Source organism: Rhizobium sp. NXC24 (genome assembly GCF_002944315.1).
Classification (GTDB): Bacteria; Pseudomonadota; Alphaproteobacteria; order Rhizobiales; family Rhizobiaceae; genus Rhizobium.
This window is the reverse complement of the sequence record NZ_CP024311.1, coordinates 2,014,780-2,037,578: the sequence shown is the minus strand read 5'-3', so window position 1 is coordinate 2,037,578 and position 22,799 is coordinate 2,014,780. Positions and strand designations below refer to the sequence as shown.

Genomic DNA, 22,799 nt, shown 5'->3' with positions numbered 1-22,799 from the left:
CTTTTGCGCGCTCGAATGAACGTACGGCGCCCTAATCAGCCGTCCGAACCGTCCCGGATACGCAATTGCAGTTCCGGCTCCTGAGCGTGCTGTTCCTCGGTCAATTCCGCCTCGCGGATCCATTCGCGCCAGATAGCGACGATGATGGCCATGAGCACCGGGCCGATGAACAGGCCGAGGAAGCCCATGGTCTTGACCCCGCCGACAAGGCCGAAAAAGGTCGGCAGGAAAGGCAGCTTGATCGGGCCGCCGACCAGCTTCGGCCGCAGCGTCTTGTCGACGATGAAGAGTTCGACCGTCCCCCACACGAATAGCCCAGCGCCCGCCCAGGGTGAGCCGCTGGCGAGCAGATAGATGGAGACGAGCGACATGGAGAGCGGCGCGCCGCCAGGCACGAGCGCCATGACCCCCGTCAGAACGCCGAGCGTGACTGCCGATGGCGCGCCCGCGATCCAATAGGCAACGCCCAGCACGACGCCTTCGCCGATGGCGATCAACGTCATGCCCATGACCGTGGAGCTGATCGTTGCCGGGACAACGCGAGAAATGCGCTCCCAACGGTTCGGCAGGATACGTTCGCCCAAAAGATCGACCTGACGGACGAAGCTGGCTCCGTCGCGATAGATGAAAAACAGGGCGATCAGCATGAACAGCAAAGTCAACACGACGTGGAAGGCGCCGCCGCCGGCGGCAAGCACTGCCCGATAGATATTGCCGATATGGGCGCCGCTGACGAGCTGCGCCAATTCGCCGATGGAACCGGGGCTGCCGACATATTGCGTCCACTGATCGCCAAGCCAGGAGCCGATTATCGGCAGCGCCAGGATCCATTGCGGCGGTGGCGCACCATCGCGGTTGACATGTACTGCCCAGGTAAACCATTCGCGCACCTCGCCGACCATATAGATGGCCGAGAGCACGATCGGCAGCACCAGAAAGGTCACGATGAAGGCGATGGCGATGGTTGCCGCAAGCGTCGTGTTGCCGTTGGTGCGGCGCACGAGGTCACTATAAAGCGGCCAGGTGGCGAAACCGATCACCGCCGCGGCCAGCACGGGAACGAGAAAACCGTAGAAGAAATAGATGCCGGCAGCGGCAATCAGGATCAGCAGCCAACGCGCCGCCGAAATCGACGGAATAAGGGCCATGCGCGCGGGCGCGCTCGGCCCCAGCCAACGCGGCTCCCTTGGCTTATGACGTTCGAATACACCCACCGGACTTGCTTCACTCTTTTTATTAGATCAACCGGTTATGGGGTATGATCTAGGCTGTTTCAAGGGCCTCTACTTGAAAGCCTATATATTCCGTTGCCGTGACAGCCGGACGACTACCGACGCGAGAGTAGACCGCCTATTATTGCGGCCGGCGGATGACCTTGAAGGCAAAGAACTGTGTCTTCTGCGTCGGATTGAAATTGTTGTCGGCAACGAAAATCAACACATCCGTACCGTCTTTCGCCTTGCCGAAGGTGATGCCCTCGATGTTGTCAGGCGCAAGGCCGAGCGCGCGCAGATCCATGACCTGGGCCTTGCGCACGGGCACGATACGCTGATCGGTCTTCGCCAAGGACGGGATGTTCGAAACATCGGTTGCGCCTTCGAGATCGAACATATTGATGACGGCCGAATTGCCGACATCCTGCGCATAGCCGCGTTCGATCGACAGCACGTGCCGGTCGTCCAGCGCCACGAAATCCGACATGCCGAAATCATTCCAGCCGCCAGGTTTGCCAGCCGCCTGCGGGATCGGCGAGACCGGATAGACATATTGCGCCTTCTGTTCGCCGGTGGCCGCGTCATAGCGGATCAGGCGGGCAAGCGCGCCGTTGGTCAGCGTCGCTATCGGCCCGTCCTGGTAAAGCGCCGATTCCATGCCGACGAGGAGATCGCCGCCGGAGAGAAAGGTCAGGTCCTCGAAAGCCAGATTGTCGCGGATGCCGGTGCTCTTGTCGGCGGTCGGTGCAAAGCCTGCGGGTAGCGGCAGTTCGCGCACGAAGCTGCCGTCGCGATTGGCAACCCGCACGAAAGGCGGCAGCAGCGCCTTGCCGTCGCCTTCGCTGCTCCAATAGATGCCGTCCTTGCCGATGCGGATCGACTCCGAATCCACCGTGCGGGTAGCGAATGGCTGGCCGTTCTTATCTTTCAGCGTCACGTGATCGAGCACCGTCACGCCCTTGAGGCCGGCGGCGCTGACATCGATATCGAGATCGTAGAAGCGCGCTGGTGCCTTTTCGGAGCGGTCGTCGCTGATGGAGACATAATGGCCGGTCGAAGGGTCGAAATCGATGCCGGAGAGACCGCCGACCTCAACGCCGTTTTCCATGAATCCTGTCGGAATGTCGTATTCGCCGAGATAGGAGAGGCTGATACCCGCCTTGCAGTCACCGAAGGGGCAGGGGACATCGATCGTACCGATGTCGGTGGCCTGGGCAGCGGTGGAACCGAAAAAAAGGGCAGCGGCGGCAGTCATCAAAAAGGGCTTCAACATGGCGATATCGTCACATCCGGATCATGAGTTGGCGGGTTCGCAAAGATGCCGCATCTATGCATCCGCCCGTGACGCTTTCGTTACGGATATCGGTCAGTTCGATAAAAATATCGCGAAGTCGCTTTTGCCGCAGCCGGAGACGCAGCCGCTAAATATCCAGATTCTCCGCAAATGCCGCACGCTCCTGGATAAAGCGGAAACGGGCATCCGCCTTGGTGCCCATGAGATTGTCGACGGCTTCGCGCGTGCCCTCGAAATCCACCTCGTCGATCTCGACACGCAAGAGCGTACGTCTCGCCGGGTCCATCGTCGTTTCCTTGAGCTGGGCAGGAAGCATTTCGCCAAGGCCTTTAAAGCGGCTGATCTCGACCTTACCTTTGCCTTTGAACTCGGTCTCCATCAGCTCCAGCCGATGGGCGTCGTCGCGGGCGTAGATGGATTTCGACCCCTGCGTGATCTTGTAGAGCGGTGGCACGGCCAGGAAAAGGTGGCCTCCACGGATCAGCTCGGGCATTTCCTGATAGAAGAATGTAATTAGCAGCGAGGCGATATGGGCGCCGTCGACGTCGGCATCGGTCATAACGACGATGCGCTGATAACGAAGGTCCTCTTCGCGATATTTCGAGCGCGTGCCGCAGCCGAGCGCCTGGACGAGATCGGCGATCTGCTGGTTGGCGGAGAGCTTCTCGCGGCCGGCGCTGGCGACGTTGAGGATCTTGCCGCGCAGCGGCAGGATCGCCTGGTTCGTGCGGTTGCGCGCCTGCTTGGCGGAGCCGCCAGCCGAATCACCTTCGACGAGGAAGAGTTCGGCGCCTTCGGCGGTATTCTGCGAACAATCGGCGAGCTTGCCCGGCAGGCGCAGCTTGCGCACCGCCGTCTTGCGGTTGACTTCCTTCTCCTTGCGGCGGCGCAGGCGCTCCTCGGAACGCTCGATCACCCATTCCAGCAGCTTTTCGGCTTCGGCCGGATTGTCGGTGAGATAATGATCGAAGGGATCGCGCAATGCATTTTCGACTATGCGCTGCGCCTCGACGGTCGCGAGCCTGTCCTTGGTCTGGCCGACGAATTCCGGTTCGCGAATGAAGATGGAAAGCATGCCGACGCCGGAGATCATCACGTCGTCGGTGGTGATACCCGCCGCGCGCTTGTTCTGCGTCATCTCGGCATAGTTCTTCAGCCCCTTAGTGAGCGCGATGCGCAGGCCCGCTTCATGCGTGCCGCCTTCGGGGGTTGGAATGGTATTGCAATAGGAATGGATCTGCGGGTCGCCGCCGTACCAAGTGATCGCCCACTCCAGCGAACCATGGCCGCTTGCCTTCTCCGACTTGCCGGCGAAAATCTCGCGCGTGACGGTGAACTCGTTGCCCATCGTCGCCTTGAGGTAATCCTTCAGACCGCCGGGGAAGTGGAAGACGGCCTTTTCCGGAACATCGGAGCCTCCATGCACCAATTCCGGATCGCAGCTCCAGCGGATCTCTACGCCGCCGAAAAGATAGGCTTTGGACCGCGCCATACGGAAGACGCGGGCAGGATCGAACTTGGCATGCTCGCCGAAGATCTGCGGATCGGGATGGAAGCGCACGCGGGTGCCGCGACGGTTATGGACATCGCCGAGTTCTTCCAGCCCGCCCTGGGGCAGGCCACGCGAAAAGCGCTGGCGATAGAGCTTGCGATTGCGCGCCACCTCGACTTCGAGATCATCGGACAGCGCATTGACGACAGACACGCCGACGCCGTGCAGACCGCCCGAGGTCTCATAGGCCTTGCCGTCGAATTTACCGCCGGCATGCAGCTTGGTCATGATGACTTCGAGCGTCGACTTGCCCGGCACCTGCGGATGGTTTTCGACCGGAATGCCGCGGCCATTGTCGGTGACGGTCAGATAGCCCTGCTGGTCGAGATACACGTCGATGAAATCGGCATGGCCGGCGACGGCCTCGTCCATGCAATTGTCGATGACTTCGGCGAAGAGATGATGCAACGCCTTCTCGTCCGTGCCGCCGATATACATGCCGGGGCGCATGCGCACCGGCTCCAGCCCTTCGAGAACGCGGATCGAATTCGCCCCATATTCCTCGGCAGTCGAGGTGGCCGGCGCAGGGCGCGGGGCAGGGGCGGCCACAGGCTTTTCAGCCTTGACGACCGGCTTGTCCGCCGCTTCCGGTTTCGGCGAAAGGGGCAGTCCGGAGAAGAGATCGTTGCTGTTATCCATGGAACTGTTCAGATTTGTCCTTGAAGGGGTCATACCCCAAAATCACCGCATTTGCCGTCAGTTTCGCGAATCACCGTGATTCTGCCAGAAACGACGCGCGAGCGCGATGGCACCCCGGTAACGGGGCAAATTCGGAAAAAAGATTTGCGTTGCCGGGCGGCGAATGGCAAGCCCGTGGGCCTATCGAGGGAAGTGTCCGCATGCGAATGTCCACAGCTCATTTGTCGATTTTAGCAGCAATTGCGGCGTTTTTGCCGCTAGCAGCCGCGTCGGGTGCCGCCGCAGAGGCCTTGAAGCCTTTCAAGGATGACCTGTTTTCCAATCAGACGGTCCTCGAAAGCCATGACAATGGTGCTTTCCAGACGATCGACTACCAGGAAATGCGGGACATCAACGGCCGCGACGAGGTGCCGGAACGGCGCGTCAAGCCGGCCTATGTCGCCACCGGCGTGCGATGGAAAGCGCAAGAGGACGAAACTTTGCCGCTCGGCGACCGCAAGCTCGACGTGACCCGCATCGGCCCGGCATCCAAGCAGGCCTTCACAGTGATCTTCATCCACGGCCGCGGCGGCGACCGCAGGCTGGGGTCGAACGACTACACGTTCGGCGGTAATTTCAACCGGCTGAAAAACCTCGCCTATATCAGCGGCGGTACATACTACGCGCCGAGCGTAAAGAGCTTCGACAGCGACGGCGTCGCCGACATCGCGGCCCTGATCCGCTATTCCTACGAGCAATCCGGCGGCAGGCCTGTCATCCTCACCTGCGCCTCCATGGGCAGCTTCATTTGCTGGGGTATCACGCGCGACGCTGAAAGCGTCAAGCGTCTGAAAGGGATGGCGATTTTGAGCGGAGTCACCGATCCGGATTTCGTCAAAAGCGCCTTCTACAAGGCGAAGTTGCCGGTCTGGTTCACCCATGGCAGCAAGGACCCGGTCTACGCCGCTACCGACCAGGAAGCTCTGTTCGAAAAACTCTACAAGACGCATTACCCGACGCGATTCACCCTGTTTGCCACCGGCAACCATGGCACACCGGTACGCATGACCGACTGGCGGAAGGTGCTGAATTGGCTCCTTGATCCACAGCCGTCATAATTTTCTTCGAAAAAATTTCGATTTAATTTCGGAAAAGCGATTTTTTAAACGGTTTGAACTTGTTCCGGCCGCTTTCGACAACTTTTCTTTCTGCCTTAGTTTTGTTAGTGCCACAGAGAGTTGACGGGAGGGAAACGCCGAATGACGCAAAAAATACGACCGCTTCTGGCGGGAAATTGGAAGATGAACGGCACGCGGGCCAGCCTGGACCAGGTCAAGGCTATCGCGGAGGGCGTGAAAGCGCCGCTATCCGAGAAGATCGATACGCTGCTCTGCCCGCCGGCAACCCTTCTCTATGTTGCGACCGCGCTCTGCGACGACAGTCCGCTGGCAATCGGAGCGCAGGATTGCCATCAATTGGTCAGCGGCGCGCATACCGGCGACGTCTCCGCCGCGATGATCGCGGATTGCTTCGGCACACATGTGATCGTCGGCCATTCCGAGCGCCGCAGGAATCACGCTGAAAGCGACGCGCTGGTGCGCGCCAAGACGGAAGCGGCGCTTGCGGCCGAGCTCGTCACTATCATCTGCATCGGCGAAACGGCGGACGAGCGCGACAATGGCCAGACGCTGGATGTGCTCAAGCGTCAGCTTGCCGGTTCCACGCCCGATGGCGCCGTCTCGGAAACGACCGTCATCGCCTATGAGCCCGTCTGGGCGATCGGCACGGGCAAGGTTCCCACCACAGCGGATGTCGAGGAAGCACATGCCTTCATCCGCAAGGAATTGGTGGCGCGCTTCGGCGCCGATGGCGAAAAGTTTCGTCTTCTCTACGGCGGCTCGGTCAACGGCGCGAATGCGGCCGACCTGCTTGCTGTCGCCAATGTCAACGGTTTGCTCGTCGGTGGCCAAAGCTTGAAAGCCGTCGACTTCCTCGCCATTTATGGCGCATTCGAACGGCAGTTCGCCTGAAGGTTTCACTTGCCTGTATTCCGGTCTTAAAAGGACTTGGAATAGGCGAGAGCCTCATGTAAAGAGCCGCGAGCTTTTCTTTTTAATGCCCGCGCCCGCGGGCAGGACTGGACCTATGCAAACCGTACTGCTTGTCATCTATCTCATGGTTGTCATCGCTCTCATCGGCGTGGTGCTGATTCAGCGCTCGGAGGGCGGTGGCCTGGGCATTGGCGGCGGATCGGGCTTCATGTCGGCACGCGGCACGGCCAACGCGTTGACACGGACCACGGCGATCCTGGCGGCGTTGTTCTTCGTTTTGGCGCTCGGCATGAACGTGCTGTCTCGCTTCGAGGGACGTCCGACCGACATTCTCAACCGTATTCCGAGCACGGCGGGCCAGGGCAACGGCATTCTCGATTCGCTCGGCGGCCAGAAGGGCGCAGCACCGGCAGGCGGCCAGTCCCAGCCAGCCAACAATAACGGCGTTCCGAACAGCGGCGCGGTTGCTCCGCAGTCTCAGACGTCGACCCAGCCTGCTCCGACGGCAACCCAACAGGCACCGGCCGCTACGGCGACCCAGCCCACAACTACCACGACGCAGCCTGCTCCGGCCACCGGTCAGCAGACGGCTCCTGCGACGACAACAACGCCGGCCCAGGGTGGCAACGGCGTTCCGACCGGCCAGTAAGCCCGGTCAGCTACGATCATCCTCCGGCAGGTCCTTGGATCTGCCGGTTTTGTTTTGTCAACATTCCGCGTTCTGTGTCCAAAATTCCGGAAACGAATTTTAGGGCTGGCGGAATCATTTGTTAAAAGGTATCCGGTGACTCCCATGGCGCGATATGTATTCATCACTGGCGGCGTGGTTTCTTCCCTCGGAAAAGGAATTGCGGCCGCGGCTCTCGGAGCGTTGTTGCAGGCCCGCGGTTATCGGGTCCGCCTGCGCAAACTCGACCCCTATCTGAACGTGGACCCGGGCACGATGAGCCCGACCCAGCACGGCGAAGTCTTCGTCACCGACGACGGCGCGGAAACCGACCTCGATCTCGGCCATTACGAACGCTTCACCGGTCGTTCGGCCACCAAGACCGACAACATCACGACGGGTCGCATCTACAAGAACATCATCGACAAGGAACGCCGCGGCGACTATCTCGGCGCCACCGTTCAGGTCATTCCGCACGTCACCAACGAGATCAAGGATTTCGTTGTCGAGGGCAATGACGATTATGATTTCGTCATCTGCGAGATCGGCGGCACGGTTGGCGACATCGAAGCGATGCCCTTCATGGAAGCCATCCGCCAGCTCGGTAACGACCTGCCGCGCGGCACGGCGATCTATGTCCACCTGACGCTGATGCCCTACATCCCGGCTGCCGGCGAGCTGAAGACCAAGCCGACGCAGCACTCCGTCAAGGAGCTGCAGGCTCTCGGCATTCATCCGGACATCCTGCTTGTGCGTGCGGATCGCGAGATCCCGGAGGCCGAGCGCCGCAAGCTTTCGCTGTTCTGCAACGTTCGTCCGTCCGCCGTCATCCAGGCGCTCGACGTCGCCAATATCTACGATGTGCCGATGGCCTACCATAAGGAAGGCCTCGACAATGAGGTGCTCGCCGCTTTCGGCATCGAGCCGGCGCCGAAGCCGCGGCTCGAACAATGGGAAGAGGTTTGCAACCGCATCCGCACGCCGGAAGGCGAGGTAACGATCGCCATCGTCGGCAAATATACCGGTCTCAAAGATGCCTATAAGTCGCTGATCGAAGCGCTGCACCACGGCGGTATCGCCAATCGCGTCAAGGTCAAGCTTGAATGGATCGAGTCGGAGGTCTTCGAGAAGGAAGATCCGGCGCCATATCTCGAAAAGGTCCACGGCATTCTCGTACCCGGCGGCTTTGGCGAGCGGGGCTCCGAGGGCAAGATTCATGCGGCCCGCTTCGCGCGCGAGCGGAAGGTGCCGTATTTCGGCATCTGCTTCGGCATGCAGATGGCTGTCATCGAAGCGGCCCGCAATCTCGCCGGTGTCGAACACGCATCCTCCACCGAATTCGGTCCGACCAACGAACCTGTCGTCGGCCTGATGACGGAATGGCTGAAGGGCAACGAACTGCAGAAGCGCACGGCATCCGGCGATCTCGGCGGCACGATGCGGCTTGGCGCCTACAAGGCGGCGCTGAAGAAGGGCACCAAGATTTCCGAAATCTACGGCTCGACCGACATTTCCGAGCGTCATCGCCACCGCTACGAAGTCAACATCGACTACAAGGACAAGCTGGAAGATTGCGGCCTGACCTTCTCGGGCATGTCACCGGATGGCGTCCTGCCGGAAACGATCGAATATGCGGATCATCCGTGGTTCATCGGCGTCCAGTATCACCCGGAACTGAAGTCCCGACCGCTGGAACCGCACCCGCTGTTCTCGAGCTTCATCGAAGCGGCGACGGAACAGAGCCGACTGGTTTAAGGGCGGCAAATCGCTTGCGGTAGTCGCTCGGACTGACCGCAAGCCTCTCCCGAAAATGATGGCGCATGGTGGCAAGCGATCCAAATCCACTCGCCACTGCCACATCGTCAAGCGAAATGGCAGCCTGCTTTTCGAGCAGATCCCGAGCGCGCCGCAGCCTCTCGCTCAATAGCCATTCGCCCGGCGCCATGCCGGTAGTCGCCTCGAAACGACGCTGGAAGGTCCGCACACTCATTCCCGCCCGCGCTGCAAGCACAGCAATGGGCTGATCTTCCTGCAGACGCTCGCGCATCCATTCGAGCAAGGGACCCAAGCGCGCGCCCTCGCGTTGTTTCAGAACCGGGGTCTCGATATATTGCGCCTGACCGCCTTCGCGATGCGGCGGCACCACGAGACGACGGGCGACACTATTGGCTATGTCAGATCCGTAATCCCGGCGCACGACATGTAGGCAGAGATCGATAGCGGCCGCACTGCCGGCGGCGGTCAGCACGCTATCTTCATCGACATAGAGAACATCGGCGTCCACTGATATGTCCGGGTAGCGCGCGGCGATGGAATCTACGTAGCGCCAATGCGTCGTCGCCTTTCGGCCCGCGAGCAATCCGGCGGCGGCAAGGACTGCGACGCCCGAGCATAGTGACATGATCCGCACGCCGCGGCGGCTGGCTGCCTGCAGCTCGGCGAGCAGTGGGGCAGGAACGAGCGTCCCTATGCCGCGCCAACCAGGCACGACGATCAGATCGGCGTCGGCAATGATCTCAAGCCCGTGGTCGACCTGCACCGTCAGCCCGCCGGCGGCACGAAGCGGGCCATCCTCGATTGCACAGGCGGAAAACCGGTACCAGTCGTTGCCCATTTCCGGGCGTGGCAGGCCGAAGATTTCATAAGCGACGCCGAATTCGAACGTGCAAAGCCCGTCATAGACGAGGGTGACGACATGCGGGCCGAAAAGATTGGTGGTGTCTGCATTTGGCATGATGTTGACGCTATATGGCATTTCGGCCAATTTCAACTCTGGGACCGCTCAGGCATGAATGCACCGAACGGAAGAAGGAGCGTTACATGTCCCTAGTCAGTGAAATCCCTGCCGCAGCGCCGAGTGTCGTCGCAGAGCACTATGCCCGGAAGCTTGCTTTCGAAACCGATTGCTCCGACGTCTATCAGGCGATGACATCAGGCAACGCGGACTTTGTCCTGATCGACGTGCGCGGGCCGGCCCTGTTTCAGGAGCAGCATATTCCCGGCGCGATCAACCTCCCGCATGGCAAAATGACCGCGCGGAAGATGAGTGAGTGGCCCGACGAAACGCTGTTTGTCGTCTATTGCGCAGGACCGCATTGCAACGGCACTGACAAGGCGGCGTTACGTCTCGGCACGCTCGGCAAGCGCGTAAAGGTGATGATCGGCGGCATCACAGGCTGGGCGGATGAGGGCAATCCGTTCGAAGTGGGCTGACAAATCGACAAGATAAGCCCGGCCTTCGCCGGGTTTGCTCATTTTTGTGACAGTGCGGAAAAACTTGGCATATACGCTATTTGACTGTCGCGCCGTTTCCCGCTCCGTGGCACTGTGCACATAAGCATAGCGGGAAAAAAGTATGATTCTCAATCCATTTGACGATCGCGCGGAAAGATCCAGAGCCAAGATAGCTTTCACTTTCGTGCTGCTGATCGCATTCAATATTGCCGCATGGATCTGGGCCTGGGCCGCTTTCGCCGACAGGCCGTCGCTGCTGGGCACTGCGTTTCTCGCATATATGTTCGGGCTTCGCCACGCCTTCGATGCCGATCATATCGCCGCGATCGATAACGTCGTGCGCAAGCTGATGCAGGAGCCGAAACAGCCCTATGCGGTCGGTTTCTTTTTCTCGCTGGGCCACTCGACCATCGTCGTGCTTGCATCTGTTGTCATCGCCGCAACGGCGGCCGCCATGCAGAGCCAACTCGATTCCTTCCACGATATTGGCGGCGTCATCGGCACGGCGGTCTCGGCCGCGTTCCTGCTGCTGATCGGCATTGCAAATCTCTTCGTCCTCAAGGGCGTGTGGTCCGCCTTCAGACGAGCGCAAAGGGGCGGGAGGATCGCGGAGGAGGATCTTGATACGCTGCTTGCCGGCGGTGGTTTCCTGGGACGTATCTTCCGCCCGATGTTCAAGGTCGTCACCCGTTCCTGGCATATGTACCCGATCGGCTTTCTCTTCGGTCTCGGTTTCGATACGGCGACCGAGATCGGCCTGCTTGGCATTTCCGCGGCGCAGGCGGCACAGGGCATGTCCTTCTGGACCATTCTCGTCTTCCCGGCGCTTTTCACCGCCGGCATGTCGCTGATGGACACCAGCGACAGCATATTGATGACCGGCGCCTATGGCTGGGCTTTCGTCAAGCCGGTGCGCAAGCTCTGGTACAATCTGACCATCACCGCGGCCTCGGTTGTCGTTGCGATCTTCATTGGCGGTATCGAGGCCCTGGGGCTGATCTCCGACAAGCTCGGTCTTGAGGGCGGCGTCTGGAGCTTCATCGGCGATCTCAACGACAATCTCGCCAACTTCGGCTTCGCGGTCGTAGGCATCTTCCTGCTGAGCTGGCTGGTTTCGACCATCCTCTACAAAGCCAAGGGCTACGACAACTTGCAGATTAACCACTCCTGACGCATCATCACTTCTCACAGATTTATATTGCCGCGGCTGGAATTTAGTGTCCGCGACCACAATCATATTTCGTGAAGGGGCACAATCATGATCCAGACAAACCGTTTTCTCACCGCTGCCGGAATAGCCGTTCTGTGCGTGGCCGGGACCGGCTCGGCCTCTGCACAAACGACCGGCTGTTCGCTGCGAGCGGCGGTGAGTGCCGAGCGCCAGACGCTCAATTGTGAGCCGGGCCTCAGCATTACTATCGAGCGCGGAGCAAGCTACCGGCTTGCCGACCGCAATCGCGACGGCCAGGTGGACGCTGTCGTGCTCAACAGCAAGGCGGCGCTGGTCGATGTCGACAACAGCCGCATCAAGGGTGGGTTCGAAGTGGTAACACCGCAGGCGATCGCTGCGGTGCGCGGCACACGATGGGCGGTCGACGCAGGGCGCGGCAAGACATCCGTACTGGTTTTGCGCGGCCGCGTCGCCGTTAACAAGGTTTCGACCGGGCAAGGAGTTACGCTTGGACGAGGGCAGGGGGTTGATGTCGATCGCAGCCGCGGTCCCCTGCGCGTTACGAATTGGAAGCAACCACGCATAAGCGCGCTGATGGGCCGCCTCGGCCAGTGAGATCCTGATTCCCATGCGCAGACCACCGCTGCAGACGCTGATTGCGCTCGTCTTGACTGCCGTCTGGGGTGCGGGCCTTGGCATCGCTCATCTGCGCGGCGATATTCCCTTTATCGACGGTGCCGAGGCGACGCTGACCAATCTCAGGAACGTGCTCGGCGGTACCCGGCAACCGCCCGATATCGTTACCATCGTCGCCATCGATGACGAGGCGTCCCGTCAAGCGGGCCACTATCCGCTACCCCGTGCCACCCTCGCGAAAGTCGTCGATGCCATCACCGCGCTGAAGCCGAAAGCAATCGGGCTCGACATGCTTTTGGTGGATCCTGGCGCGGAGGCCGACGATGCAGCGCTGGCACAATCGCTGAGAAAGACCAACGCCGTGCTGGCCGTCGCCGGCATCTTTCCCGAAAGTCGCCAGCGTGTTGCCGACTACAGCAAGGAGCCGCTTGCGCGCGTCCCCAGCGCCCTGCAATTCCTGGAGCCGCTGCCTCGGTTTGCGCAGGCAGCGAGCTATGGTGTCGTCAACGTCCAGACCGACAAGACCGGAACGCCGCGTTTCGTGCCCATGCTGTTTCGCAGCGGCGGGCGGATCGAACCATCCTTCTCGCTGCGTGTCGTTTCCGCCGCCACCGGCGAGCCTACGACGGTCATTTCCGACCACATCAAGCTTGGCGATCGTTTGGTGCATACCGATACCGGCTATCTCTTGCCGCTCTCTTTCTACGGTCCGCGTGGCACGATCCGCACCATCGGCGCCAGTGCAGCGCTAACAGGGCAATTGCCGGAGGAGGCGATCAGGGACCACATCGTCGTTATCGGCGCGACCGTTACCGGCGGCGGCGATGTCTTTCCGACGCCTTTCGATCCGGTGCTGCCGGGCGTCGAGGTCATTTCCACTTCAATCACGCATCTGATTGCCGGGGATGGATTGGTCCGCGACCGCGACGTGCGCCTCATTGACCTCGGCTTTGCCATTGGCCTGCCGGTCGTTCTCGTCGGGTTGCTTGCCTCGCGGCGCAACACTATCGGCCTGATCATAGCGCTCTGCGTCATCCTTGCCTGGCTGTCGATCAACATCAGCGCCTTCAAGCATGGCATCTGGCTAAGTGCCGCCGTGCCGATCGCGGCTGCGATACCGCCGGCACTGTTGTTCGGTGCCGTGCAGCTCTGGCTGGGTCGCAAGCAGGCCAGGCATTTCGAGCAGCAGAGCGAACTCCTGCAGCGCATTCAGGCGCCGGGCCTTGCCGAACATCTTGCCCGCGATCCCGGCTTCCTGGCGGACCCGGTGCGCCAGGAAGCGGCCATTGTCTTCATCGATCTCAACGGGTTCACCGGCCTCAGCGAAGCGATCGGCCCAACGGCGGTGCGCGAGCTGCTGAACGGCTTCTACGATCTCGTCGACGAGGAAGTGTCAGCTTGCGGCGGTGCCATCACCAGCTTCATGGGCGATGGTGCCATGATCCTGTTCGGCCTGCCGCAGCCGAAGAGGGATGATCCCGCCAATGCGGCGTGCTGCTGCATTCGCCTGGCCGATCGAATGAGAGGCTGGTTTGGAACCCTGCCGGAGTCCATCGCCTCCCGCATCGGCTTCAAGATCGGCGCGCATTTCGGCACCGTCGTCGCCTCCAGGCTCGGCGGTCACGGCCGCCAGCAGATCACGGCGACCGGCGACACCGTCAATGTCGCCAGCCGCCTGATGGAGGTGGCTGCCCGCAGCAATGCCGAGATTGCGTTCAGCGACGACCTGCTGCAATCTGCCGGACGCGACAGCGAACCCTATACGGAAGGCCAGCTCGATGGTCCGATCGAAGCGAGCCTGCGCGGTCGTGCCGGTTCTCTTGCCGTCTGGTTATGGCGCAGCCGGGCCTGATCCCGGAAGAGTGCAGCTCTAGCAAAGAGCTTCGTCTTCGCTGGATACTCTGTGCTCCTCCGCCGGGGCATGCCCCACATTGAACCTCTCGAACATTTTGTGGAACCGCGGCGAGTCACGCAGCGAATCCAGATCAGAATCATTGCTGAACCAGAGCACCTGATAGGCAGAGCTCATCGGCAGCAATCTTTCGAGCAGGTCCAGCGCTGCTTCGCGATCCCCAAGTACGGCATAGGCGCAGGCAACATTATATTGGGTGCAAACGTCGTCCGGATCGATCGTGAGCGCACGCGCAGCCCATTCCCGGGCTCGCCCGGCCTCGCCAAGATGGGCGAGGGCGATAGCGCCGCGGTGGGCGGGGCCTGAGTTTTCCGGATTGAGATCGAGCGCTCGTTCCGCACGCTCGACGCCAATCCTTGCCCAATGCTCCAGGTCCTCCGTCTTTCCGAGCGAGCGGAAGGCACTGATGAGATGCACGGGCGACAGATAGTCATCGGTGCGGATCGTTGCCGCGCGCTCAAAATAATGCACGGCCTCCTCGAACCGGCCCTGCATGAACAGGAAGCGGCCGTAGTGGAAATTCGCTTCGTAAAGGTTCGGCTGCAGCGCCATGGCCCGAGCGAAGGCGGCCGTCGCTTCCTCGTTCTGGCCGCTTTGATGCAAAGCCAGGCCATGCGAAGCATAGGCCTCGGCCAGATTGGGATCGAGTTCCAGCGCCTTGGCGCTCATCGCCATGATGTTTTCCAGCGGAAACTCGCGCGGGCTCCAGTCCCTCAGCGCCGAGTCGCAATCGGCTATGCCGGCATAGGCGCGGGCGTAATCCGGATCGAGCTCGACGGCCTTCAGGAACATACGCCGCGCCAGCAGCAGGTATGACCGCGTCCAGGCATGCGAGAACTGCCGCCCCCGAAGATAGTAGGTATAGGCTTCGATGTTGGCGGTCGGTTCGCTTTCGATCGCCTTCTTCTCCTCCGGCTGGAGCTTGATCTTCAGTTGGTCGACGATCGCATGAGTAATCTCGTCCTGAATGGTGAAAATATCGGTCAGGTCGCGATCGAAACGGCCGGCCCAGAGATGCGCGCCGTTGCGGGCGTCGATAAGCTGGCCGGTGATACGTACGCGCTGGGCGGCCTTGCGGACGCTGCCCTGCAACACGAAATCGGCGCCTAGTTCCTGCGCTATCTGCTTCACCTTCACCGACTTGCCCTTGTAGGTGAAGACGGTGTTGCGGGCGACGACATTGAGGTCCGAAATCTGCGAGAGATCGGTGATCAGATCCTCGGTAATCCCGTCGGAGAAATATTCCTGCTCCTGATCGTCGCTCATGTTGACGAAAGGCAGCACCGCCACCAGCCGTTTGCGGCCATCCCGCCTCGGCAGAGCGATGACCGATGACGTCGTCGGCGCGCTGAGAGAAACGGTGTAGACGCGAACGCTATGGGCGATGTTCTTCAGGGAATGCTCGCCACGATCTTCGAAGGAAACGCCAAGGCGAGAGCCGACATGATCGCGCACCGAAGCGGAGACGGCGATGCCACCCGGCTCGGCAATGGCTTCTAGGCGGGCCGCCAGATTGACGCCTTCGCCAAAGATGTCGCCATCCTCGACAATGACGTCGCCGAGGTTGATGCCGATACGCAGCTCGATGCGGCGCTCCTGCTGCGCGTTTTCGTTTCGCGTCAGCATATCGCGCTGAATTTCGGCGGCGCAGGCGACTGCATTCACTACGCTCGAAAATTCGACCAGCATGCCATCGCCGGTGTGCTTGACGATGCGCCCCTTATGTTCGGTGATCCTGGGGTCCAGAACTTCGGCACGATGCTGCCTGACCGCTGCCAGCGTGCCGGCCTCGTCCATCCCCATTAAGCGGCTGTAGCCCACGATGTCCACAGCAAGAATGGCAGTCAGTCGGCGCTCCAAGTGCCCCCCGAATTCATCCCGTGGTCTAAGGCTGCAGTTTACGCCGATATTGTCACAATGTCGTGCGTAGCGTTCCATATTGCACCGTGGCAGTTGGAAAACATTTAGGGCGCGCAGATAGCACCATTCCACACCAAGAAGCGAGCGGTCTTTGTGGTTAGTCCCTTTGTGGTAAGGGCTATAGTTTCACCATTTTCGCTAGCCCGAACTACGCAAAATCCCACATATTTGGCGGTATATTCGCCATTTTTGGTTTTATCCGTGCCCCATGGGAATGATGAAAATCACAGGGAGGCAGGCGACGAAAAATTGAGAACGCGCCAAGAACTTTGGGAAGCGTCGCGGCGGTGCCTGGCGTGACAGTCGAGACGAGCGTAAAGAGAATCAGAATAGCAAGGCTTCAATGGTCACGCGGGCTGGTCTCCATTTCCAGTAGAGACATAGGTGCATGGCAGCCATCAGAAAAACGAATGTTGAAGGCCAGATGCATTAGCGTTTATGATGCGGACATGGCCAGAAACTTCGATATCGCCCTTATCAGGACTTTCGCCGCCGTTGCCGATCACAGCAGCATGACAGTTGCCGCCAAAATGCTGCACATGACGCAAGGCGCTGTCAGCCAGCAGATCAAGCGACTGGAGGAGATGCTGGGCTGTGCTCTCTTCGAGCGGGAAAATCGCGGACTGCGATTGACGGATGCGGGAGAGCGGATGCTCGGCAATGCCCGCCGGCTCCTGATCCTCAATGATGATATCTGGGCCGACATGGCGGAAACCACCGTAGAAGGCAGCGTGCGGCTCGGCGTGCCCCATGATCTCGTCGGAACGGTTCTGGCGCCGGTTCTAAGGTCCTATGCGGAACGTCATCCGCAGGTAGAGATTTCTCTGGTCTGTGGCTCATCGCCCGAGTTGATGCAGGCGCTCGACAATGGCGTGATCGATCTCGGCGTCATCGAAGAGCCGCTCGGCACGTCCAAGGGCGAATGCCTGGCGATCGACCGGCTGGTTTGGGTGGGTGCAAAAGCGGGCGGCGCCCATCGGAAGAATCCGCTGCCGATTTCGATGGTGGCCGATACCTGCGCCTTCCGACCGTCGGTATTCGCGGCGCTCCGAGACGACGGGCGACGCTGGCGCACCGTGTTCGAGAACGGCAATATCGAAGCGACGACGGCCACTGTGCGCACCGATCTTGCGATCACCGCCTGGCTTGCCTCTACCGTTCCCGCCGACCTCGATATTCTCGGCGCAGGCGATGGTCTGCCGGACCTGCCGGTCTTTTCCATCAACCTCCATTTGTCTAAAAGCGGAGCGACACCGCCGGCAACCGAACTTGCCCGCCATATCCGCGAAGGGTTGATGCGGCCGCGACAGATGGCGGCCGCTTGAGGATCATTCGGCTCGCCAGCCGCCAAATACTATGCAGCCTTCGGCAAAGGCCCGACATAGCGCGATTGCGGACGGATCAGGCGGCCATCGAGCATCTGCTCGCGCGCATGGGCGATCCAACCCACCGTCCTGCCGATCGCAAAGACGCCGGTGAAAGCGTTACGCGGGAAACCGAGAGCATCGAGCAGCAGGGCGGTATAATATTCGACATTGGTTTCCAGCGGACGGTCGGGCTTGCGCTCCTTCAACAGAGCCAGAGCCGCGGCTTCGATCGCCTCGGCGAGCGCGATGCGGCCAGCATCGGCCTGACCGCTCGCAAAGATCGGCCGCAGCGCCGTCTTCAGTGCATCGGCGCGGGGATCGCGGACGCGGTATATGCGGTGACCGAAGCCCATCAGCCGTTCTCCGTGGTCAAGCGCCTGCGACAGCCATGCGCGGGCATTAGCGGGCTCACCGACCGCATCCAGCATATCGAGCACCGGGCCGGGAGCACCGCCATGCAGCGGTCCCTTGAGAGCGCTGATCGCAGCCAATACCGAGGAGGTCAGGCCGGCATGGGTCGAGGCGATGACGCGAGAGGCGAAGGTGGAAGCATTCAATCCATGATCGGAGATCGTGACCAGATAGGCATCGAGGCCGGCGGTCTGCTGTGGCGTCGGGCGCTTGCCCGTCAGCATGCGCAGGATGTCGGCGGATTGAGATAGGGAGGCATCCGGCCTGACCGGCCGATTGCCGTTTTGAAGGCGCAGCACGGCAGGCAGGAAGACCGCTGGCGCCGCCATCAGGCGGATGACCGCGGCAAAATCATCGCCGTCTCCGATGCGAGCCAGCAGCGCCCGCATGGCTTCCACCGGCGGCAGAGCCAGCAAGACCGCATCAGCCGCTTTCACATGTGCGAACAGTTCCACGCGCGCGGCGCCCAATTGCGCCCTGATGCTTGCGGCATCGACATGTTCCTCGAACAAGCCCTCTAGCAGTAGCGCGGCGACATCCTCGAAGCGGCTGGTCGCGACCAAGTCGTCCAGCGACACACCGCGGATGATCAGGCGGCCGGCAGCACCGTCCACATCGGACAACTTGGTTTCGGCAGCAATGATATCTTCGAGACCACTTTTCATCATTTTTCTCCTTTGACTACCCACTTAGATCAGTCCTATTTTCATTGACGTCAATCTTGATGCAATTGATCAATATGAGGAACCATGAGCTGGCTGACGGCAGAGCAGGCGCTGAACCTCCTGGGCACCAAATCACAGACGCTTTACGCGAATGTCAGCCGTGGCCGCATCCGTGCGAAACCCGATCCAACCGACACGCGGCGAAGCCTTTATTTCGCCGATGACGTCAAGCGGCTGGCGGCGCGCCACGCGGGACGGCGAAAGACCGAGGCCGTTGCAGCCGATGCCATCCAGTGGGGTGATCCTGTGCTGCCTTCGGCCTTGTCGACAATTTCGCATGGCCGGCTGTTCTATCGCGGGCAGGATGCGGCGAAGCTCGCCGAATACGCGACCTTGGAGGAAGTGGCCTGTCTCCTGTGGGACATGAAACGGCCCTTGCGGCTGGAGGGGCAAGGTGGCAATTACGAGTCATCCGCCCTAGCGGCGGTCTTTTCGGCGTTGGCCGAGCGCGCCTCAACCGACCTGCCGTCGCTCGGGCGCTCGCTCCCGGCGCTGCGAAATGAAGCGGAAAGCGTATTCGGTACGGTTGCCGATGCGCTGGCACCGGGCCTATCCCATGTGCCACTGCATCTGCGCCTTGCTGAAGCATGGAACCAGCCTGATGCGGGCGAACTCATTCGCCGTTCTCTCGTGCTCTTAGCCGACCACGAACTCAATGCCTCGACCTTCACAGCGCGGATCACCGCCTCTGCTGGTGCGACACTATCGGCCGCGGCACTTTCCGGCCTGTCAACACTGACCGGGCCGCTGCATGGCGGCGCGTGGCAAAGCGTGCGCTCGCTGATGGACCTTGCTGCTTCAATCGGCGCTGAGGAGGCGGTCCGTAGCTATCTTGCCGAGGGGAGGTCGCTGGCGGCGGTCGGCCACCCGCTCTATCCCGACGGCGATGCGCGCGCCCGGGCGCTGCTTGCCTGCTTTACGCTGCCGCCTTTGTTCGCGAAGGTGCGCAAGGCGGCGGAAGAATTGATCGGCGAACCCGTCAATGTCGATTTTGCCCTGACGGCGATGACATCCGCCTGCTGTCTGCCGCAGGACGCGCCGCTGATCATCTTCGCGCTTGCCCGCACTGTCGGATGGTTGGCGCACGCCATGGAGCAATCCGCGAGCGGTCATCTCATCCGGCCACGCGCCCGTTACGTCGGTCCGCCGGTGGAGTGACCGGCAGGTGCCTCTGCCAGATCCCCGAAATCAATCTGCGGACAGATTTAGCCCACCGCCGAGCGGCAGACAGCCTCGATGTTGTGTCCGTCTGGATCGAGAACAAACGCACCGTAGTAGTCTGGGTGGTAGTGGGATCGGATGCCTGGCGGTCCATTGTCCAGCCCGCCGGCTGCCAGCGCCGCCTCATAAAACTGATCAACAATTGCTCTGCTTTCAGCGGCAAAGGCGACATGAACGCCAGTTTGCGGCGTGTCGCGATGTCCTATCCAGAAGAAGGCTCTCGGCCTGATCCCGTATCCGGCAAAAATCGCACCCTCGCCATATAGACGTTCGATCCCGAGCGGGAGCAAAGCCGCATCGTAGAAGGCCTTCGACCGTTCCACATCGCTAACTCCAATTGTAACGTGATCCAGCATATTCACTCCTGAAACTCTCCGGCAGGCCTCGGCCGGTCAACGCTGTCCGAGAGCGCCGGTGTCCTGACGCGACAGCTCGACCCAGCCGATGGTCAGTTTGCGGTTGGCAATCAGCCAGATCGTCGCGAACGCAATCAATCCCACGGCGATATTGGCGGCGATGAACAGGATCGGCGCAAGTTGTGCGACGGGGCCAATGTCGCCGCGCTCGATCAGGCGCAAGGGTGCAGTCGCCAGCGCCGTCGCACCGAAGGTGAAGGCCCAATAGGCGGGGCTAAAGGCCTCCTTCGTGATCCACGGTAGGAGGCGCAGCATGATCAAGGCCTGCAGGATGCCATAGCCGATCATGGCATGCACGATAAGGTCAGGCGCTCCCTGTGTGACGCTGATATAGGCAATCGCGCCGACGGCCGGCGGTGCAAGTTGAACGCCGAGCGTCGGGCGTAGCGGCGATGATAATGCCGGCGCTGTCAGAAGACGGTGCAGCAGCGCGGATTCGATCGCCAGCCAGGCGAAAAATCCGGCGCCGAAGAAGAGCTGACCCCAATCGGGAAAGCCGAGGGCGGCTGCGACGCTCGCAGTCACGAAACTTCCGGCCACGCTTGGCAGATAAAGCACGGCGGTCGTGGTGGTGACGTCGCGCCCGCCCTGCCAGAGACCGCCGGTGCGCCAGACCGAGAAGGCAAGCGTATATAAGGCGCCGAGGATAAACAGAGATTCGGCGCCAACGCGGGAATAGGGCAGCAAGCCACCGGCGACCAGCATGGTGGCGACCCCGACGAGGCCGATGAAGCAGCATTGCACGGGATGGACCACTTCCCTCGACGCCTCTTCACGGGCCACCGCCCATTTCAGCACGTAAAGCACGATCAGCACTGCCCAGACGGCTATCGAGACGAAGGTGATCGTCTCACCAATTGCCGCCGGCAATTGCCAGACCCGCGCCGCCACACGCCAAGCGTTGGCAAGACCGGAAAGGCCGAGCACCATGCCAAAGAATGCAGCCGGAACGAGCGGCAGTTTTAAGGGAATGGCCATGGTGCCTCCGTTGACGGACGTAACGTTAAACGCCTTCGTAGACGAGCTCTGAAGAAAACCGGATCGATCACGAAACTTACCCCATTTCGCATCGAATTTCGCCTACGCAGCTTACGACAACGAATTGTGATAGTTTTGTTGAATTAGACGTTTCTGTTCAAGCCAGCGAAGCGAAATCGGGCTATCAAAATGGTGCAGATATTCTGGCTTATTGCACCGCGAAAGCAAGGGATAGCGACGGGCAATATCACAGATGCGTGAACGCGGCGTTTTCCGCCCAATCCTGCACGCCTGCATGGCTCGCCCGTCATTTGTTCATTGGCAAAGATTGCGAAATGTCTTTATGGAGTTTTCAAACCGATTAAACTTCCCAGGAGACCGACACATGCAAATCGGAATGATTGGCCTTGGCCGTATGGGCAGCAACATGGTGCAGCGCCTGATGAAGGGCGGCCACAGCGCCGTCGTTTTCGACGCGCGTCCGGAAAGCATCACGGAGCTTGAGAAGCTCGGCGCCACCGGCAGCACGTCGCTCGAAGATTTCGTATCGAAGCTCTCCCGTCCTCGCGCCGTCTGGCTGATGCTGCCGGCTGCGATCGTCGACAAGGAGCTGGCCAAGATCGTTCCGCTGCTTGAAGACGGCGATATCGTCATCGACGGCGGCAACTCCTATTACCACGACGACATCCGCCGCGCCGAAGAGCTGAAGCCGAAAGGCATTCACTATGTCGACGTCGGCACCAGCGGCGGCGTTTTCGGCCTGCAGCGCGGCTATTGCCTGATGATCGGCGGCGAAAAGGCGACGGTGCAACACCTGTCGCCGATCTTCGCGACGCTCGCACCCGGCGTCGGCGATGTCGCTCCGTCGAAAATGCGCTCCGAAGCGGCCTCAAGCGTCAGCACCGCCGAGCAGGGCTACCTGCATTGCGGTCCGTCGGGTGCCGGCCACTTCGTCAAGATGGTTCATAACGGCATCGAATACGGCCTGATGGCCGCTTACGCCGAAGGTTTCAATGTGCTGCGTCATGCCAATGTCGGCCTGCAGACCACCGAAGCCGACGCCGAAACCGCGCCGTTGTCGCATCCGCAATATTATCAGTACAACCTCGACATCGCCGAAATCAGCGAGGTCTGGCGCCGCGGCAGCGTGATCACCTCCTGGCTGCTCGACCTCACCGCCGACGCACTACATGGCGACGCGGCCTTGTCGCAATATGCCGGCCGCGTTTCGGATTCGGGCGAGGGCCGCTGGACCATTTCGGCTGCGATCGACGAAGGCGTACCGACGCCGGTGCTAAGCGCCGCTCTCTACGGCCGTTTCGCCTCGCGCGGTAATGACGATTACGCCAACAAGGTGCTGTCTGCTATGCGCGCAGGCTTCGGCGGCCATCACGAGAAGCCGGCGAAGTAAT

19 protein-coding genes are annotated in these 22,799 nt (G+C 60.9%); 11 read left to right on the top strand and 8 right to left on the bottom strand.

The genetic code is table 11. The features are described from left to right. Positions 1-35: 35 nt before the first annotated feature. The 3 genes from NXC24_RS10035 to parE form a co-directional block, all read right to left on the bottom strand. Positions 36-1,214, bottom strand: a complete 1,179-nt coding sequence (locus tag NXC24_RS10035; RefSeq protein WP_104823141.1) for an AI-2E family transporter — start codon at positions 1,212-1,214, stop codon at positions 36-38. 139 nt (positions 1,215-1,353) lie between these two features. Further along, positions 1,354-2,487: an esterase-like activity of phytase family protein gene (locus tag NXC24_RS10030; RefSeq protein WP_104823140.1), complete on the bottom strand. Its 1,134-nt coding sequence runs from the start codon at positions 2,485-2,487 to the stop codon at positions 1,354-1,356. Positions 2,488-2,635: 148 nt separating this feature from the next. Next, on the bottom strand, positions 2,636-4,699 hold the full coding sequence (gene parE / locus NXC24_RS10025; protein WP_104823139.1) for a DNA topoisomerase IV subunit B: 2,064 nt from the start codon (positions 4,697-4,699) through the stop codon (positions 2,636-2,638). Between the two features lie 200 nt (positions 4,700-4,899). Between parE and NXC24_RS10020 the strand changes: the two genes are divergently transcribed. From NXC24_RS10020 to NXC24_RS10000, 4 genes are all read left to right on the top strand, one after another. Beyond that, positions 4,900-5,796, top strand: a complete 897-nt coding sequence (locus NXC24_RS10020) for a phospholipase (RefSeq protein ID WP_104823138.1) — start codon at positions 4,900-4,902, stop codon at positions 5,794-5,796. A 141-nt stretch (positions 5,797-5,937) separates the two neighbouring features. Further along, entirely contained in the window at positions 5,938-6,708 is a 771-nt protein-coding gene (gene tpiA, locus NXC24_RS10015) for a triose-phosphate isomerase (protein WP_104823137.1), read from the top strand. A gap of 115 nt (positions 6,709-6,823) precedes the next feature. After that, positions 6,824-7,378 carry a preprotein translocase subunit SecG gene (gene secG / locus NXC24_RS10010; protein ID WP_104823136.1) on the top strand — a complete coding sequence of 185 codons (555 nt, stop codon included), beginning with the start codon at positions 6,824-6,826 and terminating at the stop codon, positions 7,376-7,378. 144 nt (positions 7,379-7,522) lie between these two features. Next, entirely contained in the window at positions 7,523-9,151 is a 1,629-nt protein-coding gene (locus NXC24_RS10000; protein WP_104823134.1) for a CTP synthase, read from the top strand. On the opposite strand, the gene ftrA is transcribed toward NXC24_RS10000, so the two are convergent. Further along, positions 9,114-10,151, bottom strand: a complete 1,038-nt coding sequence (gene ftrA, locus NXC24_RS09995; RefSeq protein WP_104823133.1) for a transcriptional regulator FtrA — start codon at positions 10,149-10,151, stop codon at positions 9,114-9,116. The genes NXC24_RS10000 and ftrA overlap by 38 nt on opposite strands. A gap of 65 nt (positions 10,152-10,216) precedes the next feature. Between ftrA and NXC24_RS09990 the strand changes: the two genes are divergently transcribed. The 4 genes from NXC24_RS09990 to NXC24_RS09975 all read left to right on the top strand — a co-directional run bounded on the left by NXC24_RS09990 (position 10,217) and on the right by NXC24_RS09975 (position 14,289). Continuing rightward, positions 10,217-10,609 carry a rhodanese-like domain-containing protein gene (locus NXC24_RS09990; RefSeq protein WP_104823132.1) on the top strand — a complete coding sequence of 131 codons (393 nt, stop codon included), beginning with the start codon at positions 10,217-10,219 and terminating at the stop codon, positions 10,607-10,609. A gap of 142 nt (positions 10,610-10,751) precedes the next feature. Beyond that, positions 10,752-11,801: a HoxN/HupN/NixA family nickel/cobalt transporter gene (locus NXC24_RS09985; RefSeq protein WP_104823131.1), complete on the top strand. Its 1,050-nt coding sequence runs from the start codon at positions 10,752-10,754 to the stop codon at positions 11,799-11,801. 87 nt (positions 11,802-11,888) lie between these two features. Then, positions 11,889-12,416: a FecR domain-containing protein gene (locus NXC24_RS09980; RefSeq protein WP_104823130.1), complete on the top strand. Its 528-nt coding sequence runs from the start codon at positions 11,889-11,891 to the stop codon at positions 12,414-12,416. Between the two features lie 13 nt (positions 12,417-12,429). Continuing rightward, a complete protein-coding gene (locus NXC24_RS09975; RefSeq protein ID WP_104823129.1) occupies positions 12,430-14,289 on the top strand; it encodes an adenylate/guanylate cyclase domain-containing protein in 1,860 nt (619 codons plus the stop codon). An 18-nt stretch (positions 14,290-14,307) separates the two neighbouring features. Here NXC24_RS09975 and NXC24_RS09970 read toward each other — a convergent pair whose 3' ends face one another. Then, positions 14,308-16,209 (bottom strand): adenylate/guanylate cyclase domain-containing protein, encoded by a 1,902-nt coding sequence (locus NXC24_RS09970; RefSeq protein ID WP_199773550.1) that lies wholly within the window; start codon positions 16,207-16,209, stop codon positions 14,308-14,310. A 509-nt stretch (positions 16,210-16,718) separates the two neighbouring features. Here NXC24_RS09970 and NXC24_RS09965 point away from each other — a divergent pair. Next, positions 16,719-17,594 (top strand): LysR family transcriptional regulator, encoded by an 876-nt coding sequence (locus NXC24_RS09965; protein ID WP_199773549.1) that lies wholly within the window; start codon positions 16,719-16,721, stop codon positions 17,592-17,594. A gap of 29 nt (positions 17,595-17,623) precedes the next feature. Here the strand turns inward: NXC24_RS09965 and NXC24_RS09960 are convergent, their stop codons facing one another. Further along, on the bottom strand, positions 17,624-18,712 hold the full coding sequence (locus NXC24_RS09960; RefSeq protein ID WP_104823127.1) for a citrate synthase/methylcitrate synthase: 1,089 nt from the start codon (positions 18,710-18,712) through the stop codon (positions 17,624-17,626). Between the two features lie 84 nt (positions 18,713-18,796). Here NXC24_RS09960 and NXC24_RS09955 point away from each other — a divergent pair, with 84 nt between their 5' ends. After that, positions 18,797-19,930, top strand: a complete 1,134-nt coding sequence (locus tag NXC24_RS09955) for a citrate synthase (RefSeq protein ID WP_104823126.1) — start codon at positions 18,797-18,799, stop codon at positions 19,928-19,930. A 47-nt stretch (positions 19,931-19,977) separates the two neighbouring features. Here NXC24_RS09955 and NXC24_RS09950 read toward each other — a convergent pair whose 3' ends face one another. After that, entirely contained in the window at positions 19,978-20,349 is a 372-nt protein-coding gene (locus tag NXC24_RS09950; RefSeq protein ID WP_104823125.1) for a VOC family protein, read from the bottom strand. A 36-nt stretch (positions 20,350-20,385) separates the two neighbouring features. Next, positions 20,386-21,387, bottom strand: coding sequence for a dicarboxylate transporter/tellurite-resistance protein TehA (gene tehA, locus NXC24_RS09945; RefSeq protein WP_104823124.1), 1,002 nt, complete (start codon positions 21,385-21,387; stop codon positions 20,386-20,388). Between the two features lie 385 nt (positions 21,388-21,772). On the opposite strand from tehA, the gene gnd reads away from it, so the two are divergent. Next, positions 21,773-22,798, top strand: a complete 1,026-nt coding sequence (gnd, locus tag NXC24_RS09940) for a phosphogluconate dehydrogenase (NAD(+)-dependent, decarboxylating) (protein ID WP_104823123.1) — start codon at positions 21,773-21,775, stop codon at positions 22,796-22,798. Position 22,799 lies beyond the last annotated feature (1 nt).

Bases quoted from the DNA above. Each gene is read 5' to 3' on its own strand.
- NXC24_RS10030 (WP_104823140.1), bottom strand. From the start codon at position 2,487: ATGTTGAAGCCCTTTTTGATGACTGCCGCCGCTGCCCTTTTTTTCGGT.
- parE (WP_104823139.1), bottom strand. From the start codon at position 4,699: ATGGATAACAGCAACGATCTCTTCTCCGGACTGCCCCTTTCGCCGAAA.
- NXC24_RS10020 (WP_104823138.1), top strand. From the start codon at position 4,900: ATGCGAATGTCCACAGCTCATTTGTCGATTTTAGCAGCAATTGCGGCG.
- tpiA (WP_104823137.1), top strand. From the start codon at position 5,938: ATGACGCAAAAAATACGACCGCTTCTGGCGGGAAATTGGAAGATGAAC.
- secG (WP_104823136.1), top strand. From the start codon at position 6,824: ATGCAAACCGTACTGCTTGTCATCTATCTCATGGTTGTCATCGCTCTC.
- NXC24_RS10000 (WP_104823134.1), top strand. From the start codon at position 7,523: ATGGCGCGATATGTATTCATCACTGGCGGCGTGGTTTCTTCCCTCGGA.
- ftrA (WP_104823133.1), bottom strand. From the start codon at position 10,151: ATGCCATATAGCGTCAACATCATGCCAAATGCAGACACCACCAATCTT.
- NXC24_RS09990 (WP_104823132.1), top strand. From the start codon at position 10,217: ATGTCCCTAGTCAGTGAAATCCCTGCCGCAGCGCCGAGTGTCGTCGCA.
- NXC24_RS09985 (WP_104823131.1), top strand. From the start codon at position 10,752: ATGATTCTCAATCCATTTGACGATCGCGCGGAAAGATCCAGAGCCAAG.
- NXC24_RS09980 (WP_104823130.1), top strand. From the start codon at position 11,889: ATGATCCAGACAAACCGTTTTCTCACCGCTGCCGGAATAGCCGTTCTG.
- NXC24_RS09975 (WP_104823129.1), top strand. From the start codon at position 12,430: ATGCGCAGACCACCGCTGCAGACGCTGATTGCGCTCGTCTTGACTGCC.
- NXC24_RS09965 (WP_199773549.1), top strand. From the start codon at position 16,719: ATGGCCAGAAACTTCGATATCGCCCTTATCAGGACTTTCGCCGCCGTT.
- NXC24_RS09960 (WP_104823127.1), bottom strand. From the start codon at position 18,712: ATGAAAAGTGGTCTCGAAGATATCATTGCTGCCGAAACCAAGTTGTCC.
- NXC24_RS09955 (WP_104823126.1), top strand. From the start codon at position 18,797: ATGAGCTGGCTGACGGCAGAGCAGGCGCTGAACCTCCTGGGCACCAAA.
- NXC24_RS09950 (WP_104823125.1), bottom strand. From the start codon at position 20,349: ATGCTGGATCACGTTACAATTGGAGTTAGCGATGTGGAACGGTCGAAG.
- tehA (WP_104823124.1), bottom strand. From the start codon at position 21,387: ATGGCCATTCCCTTAAAACTGCCGCTCGTTCCGGCTGCATTCTTTGGC.
- gnd (WP_104823123.1), top strand. From the start codon at position 21,773: ATGCAAATCGGAATGATTGGCCTTGGCCGTATGGGCAGCAACATGGTG.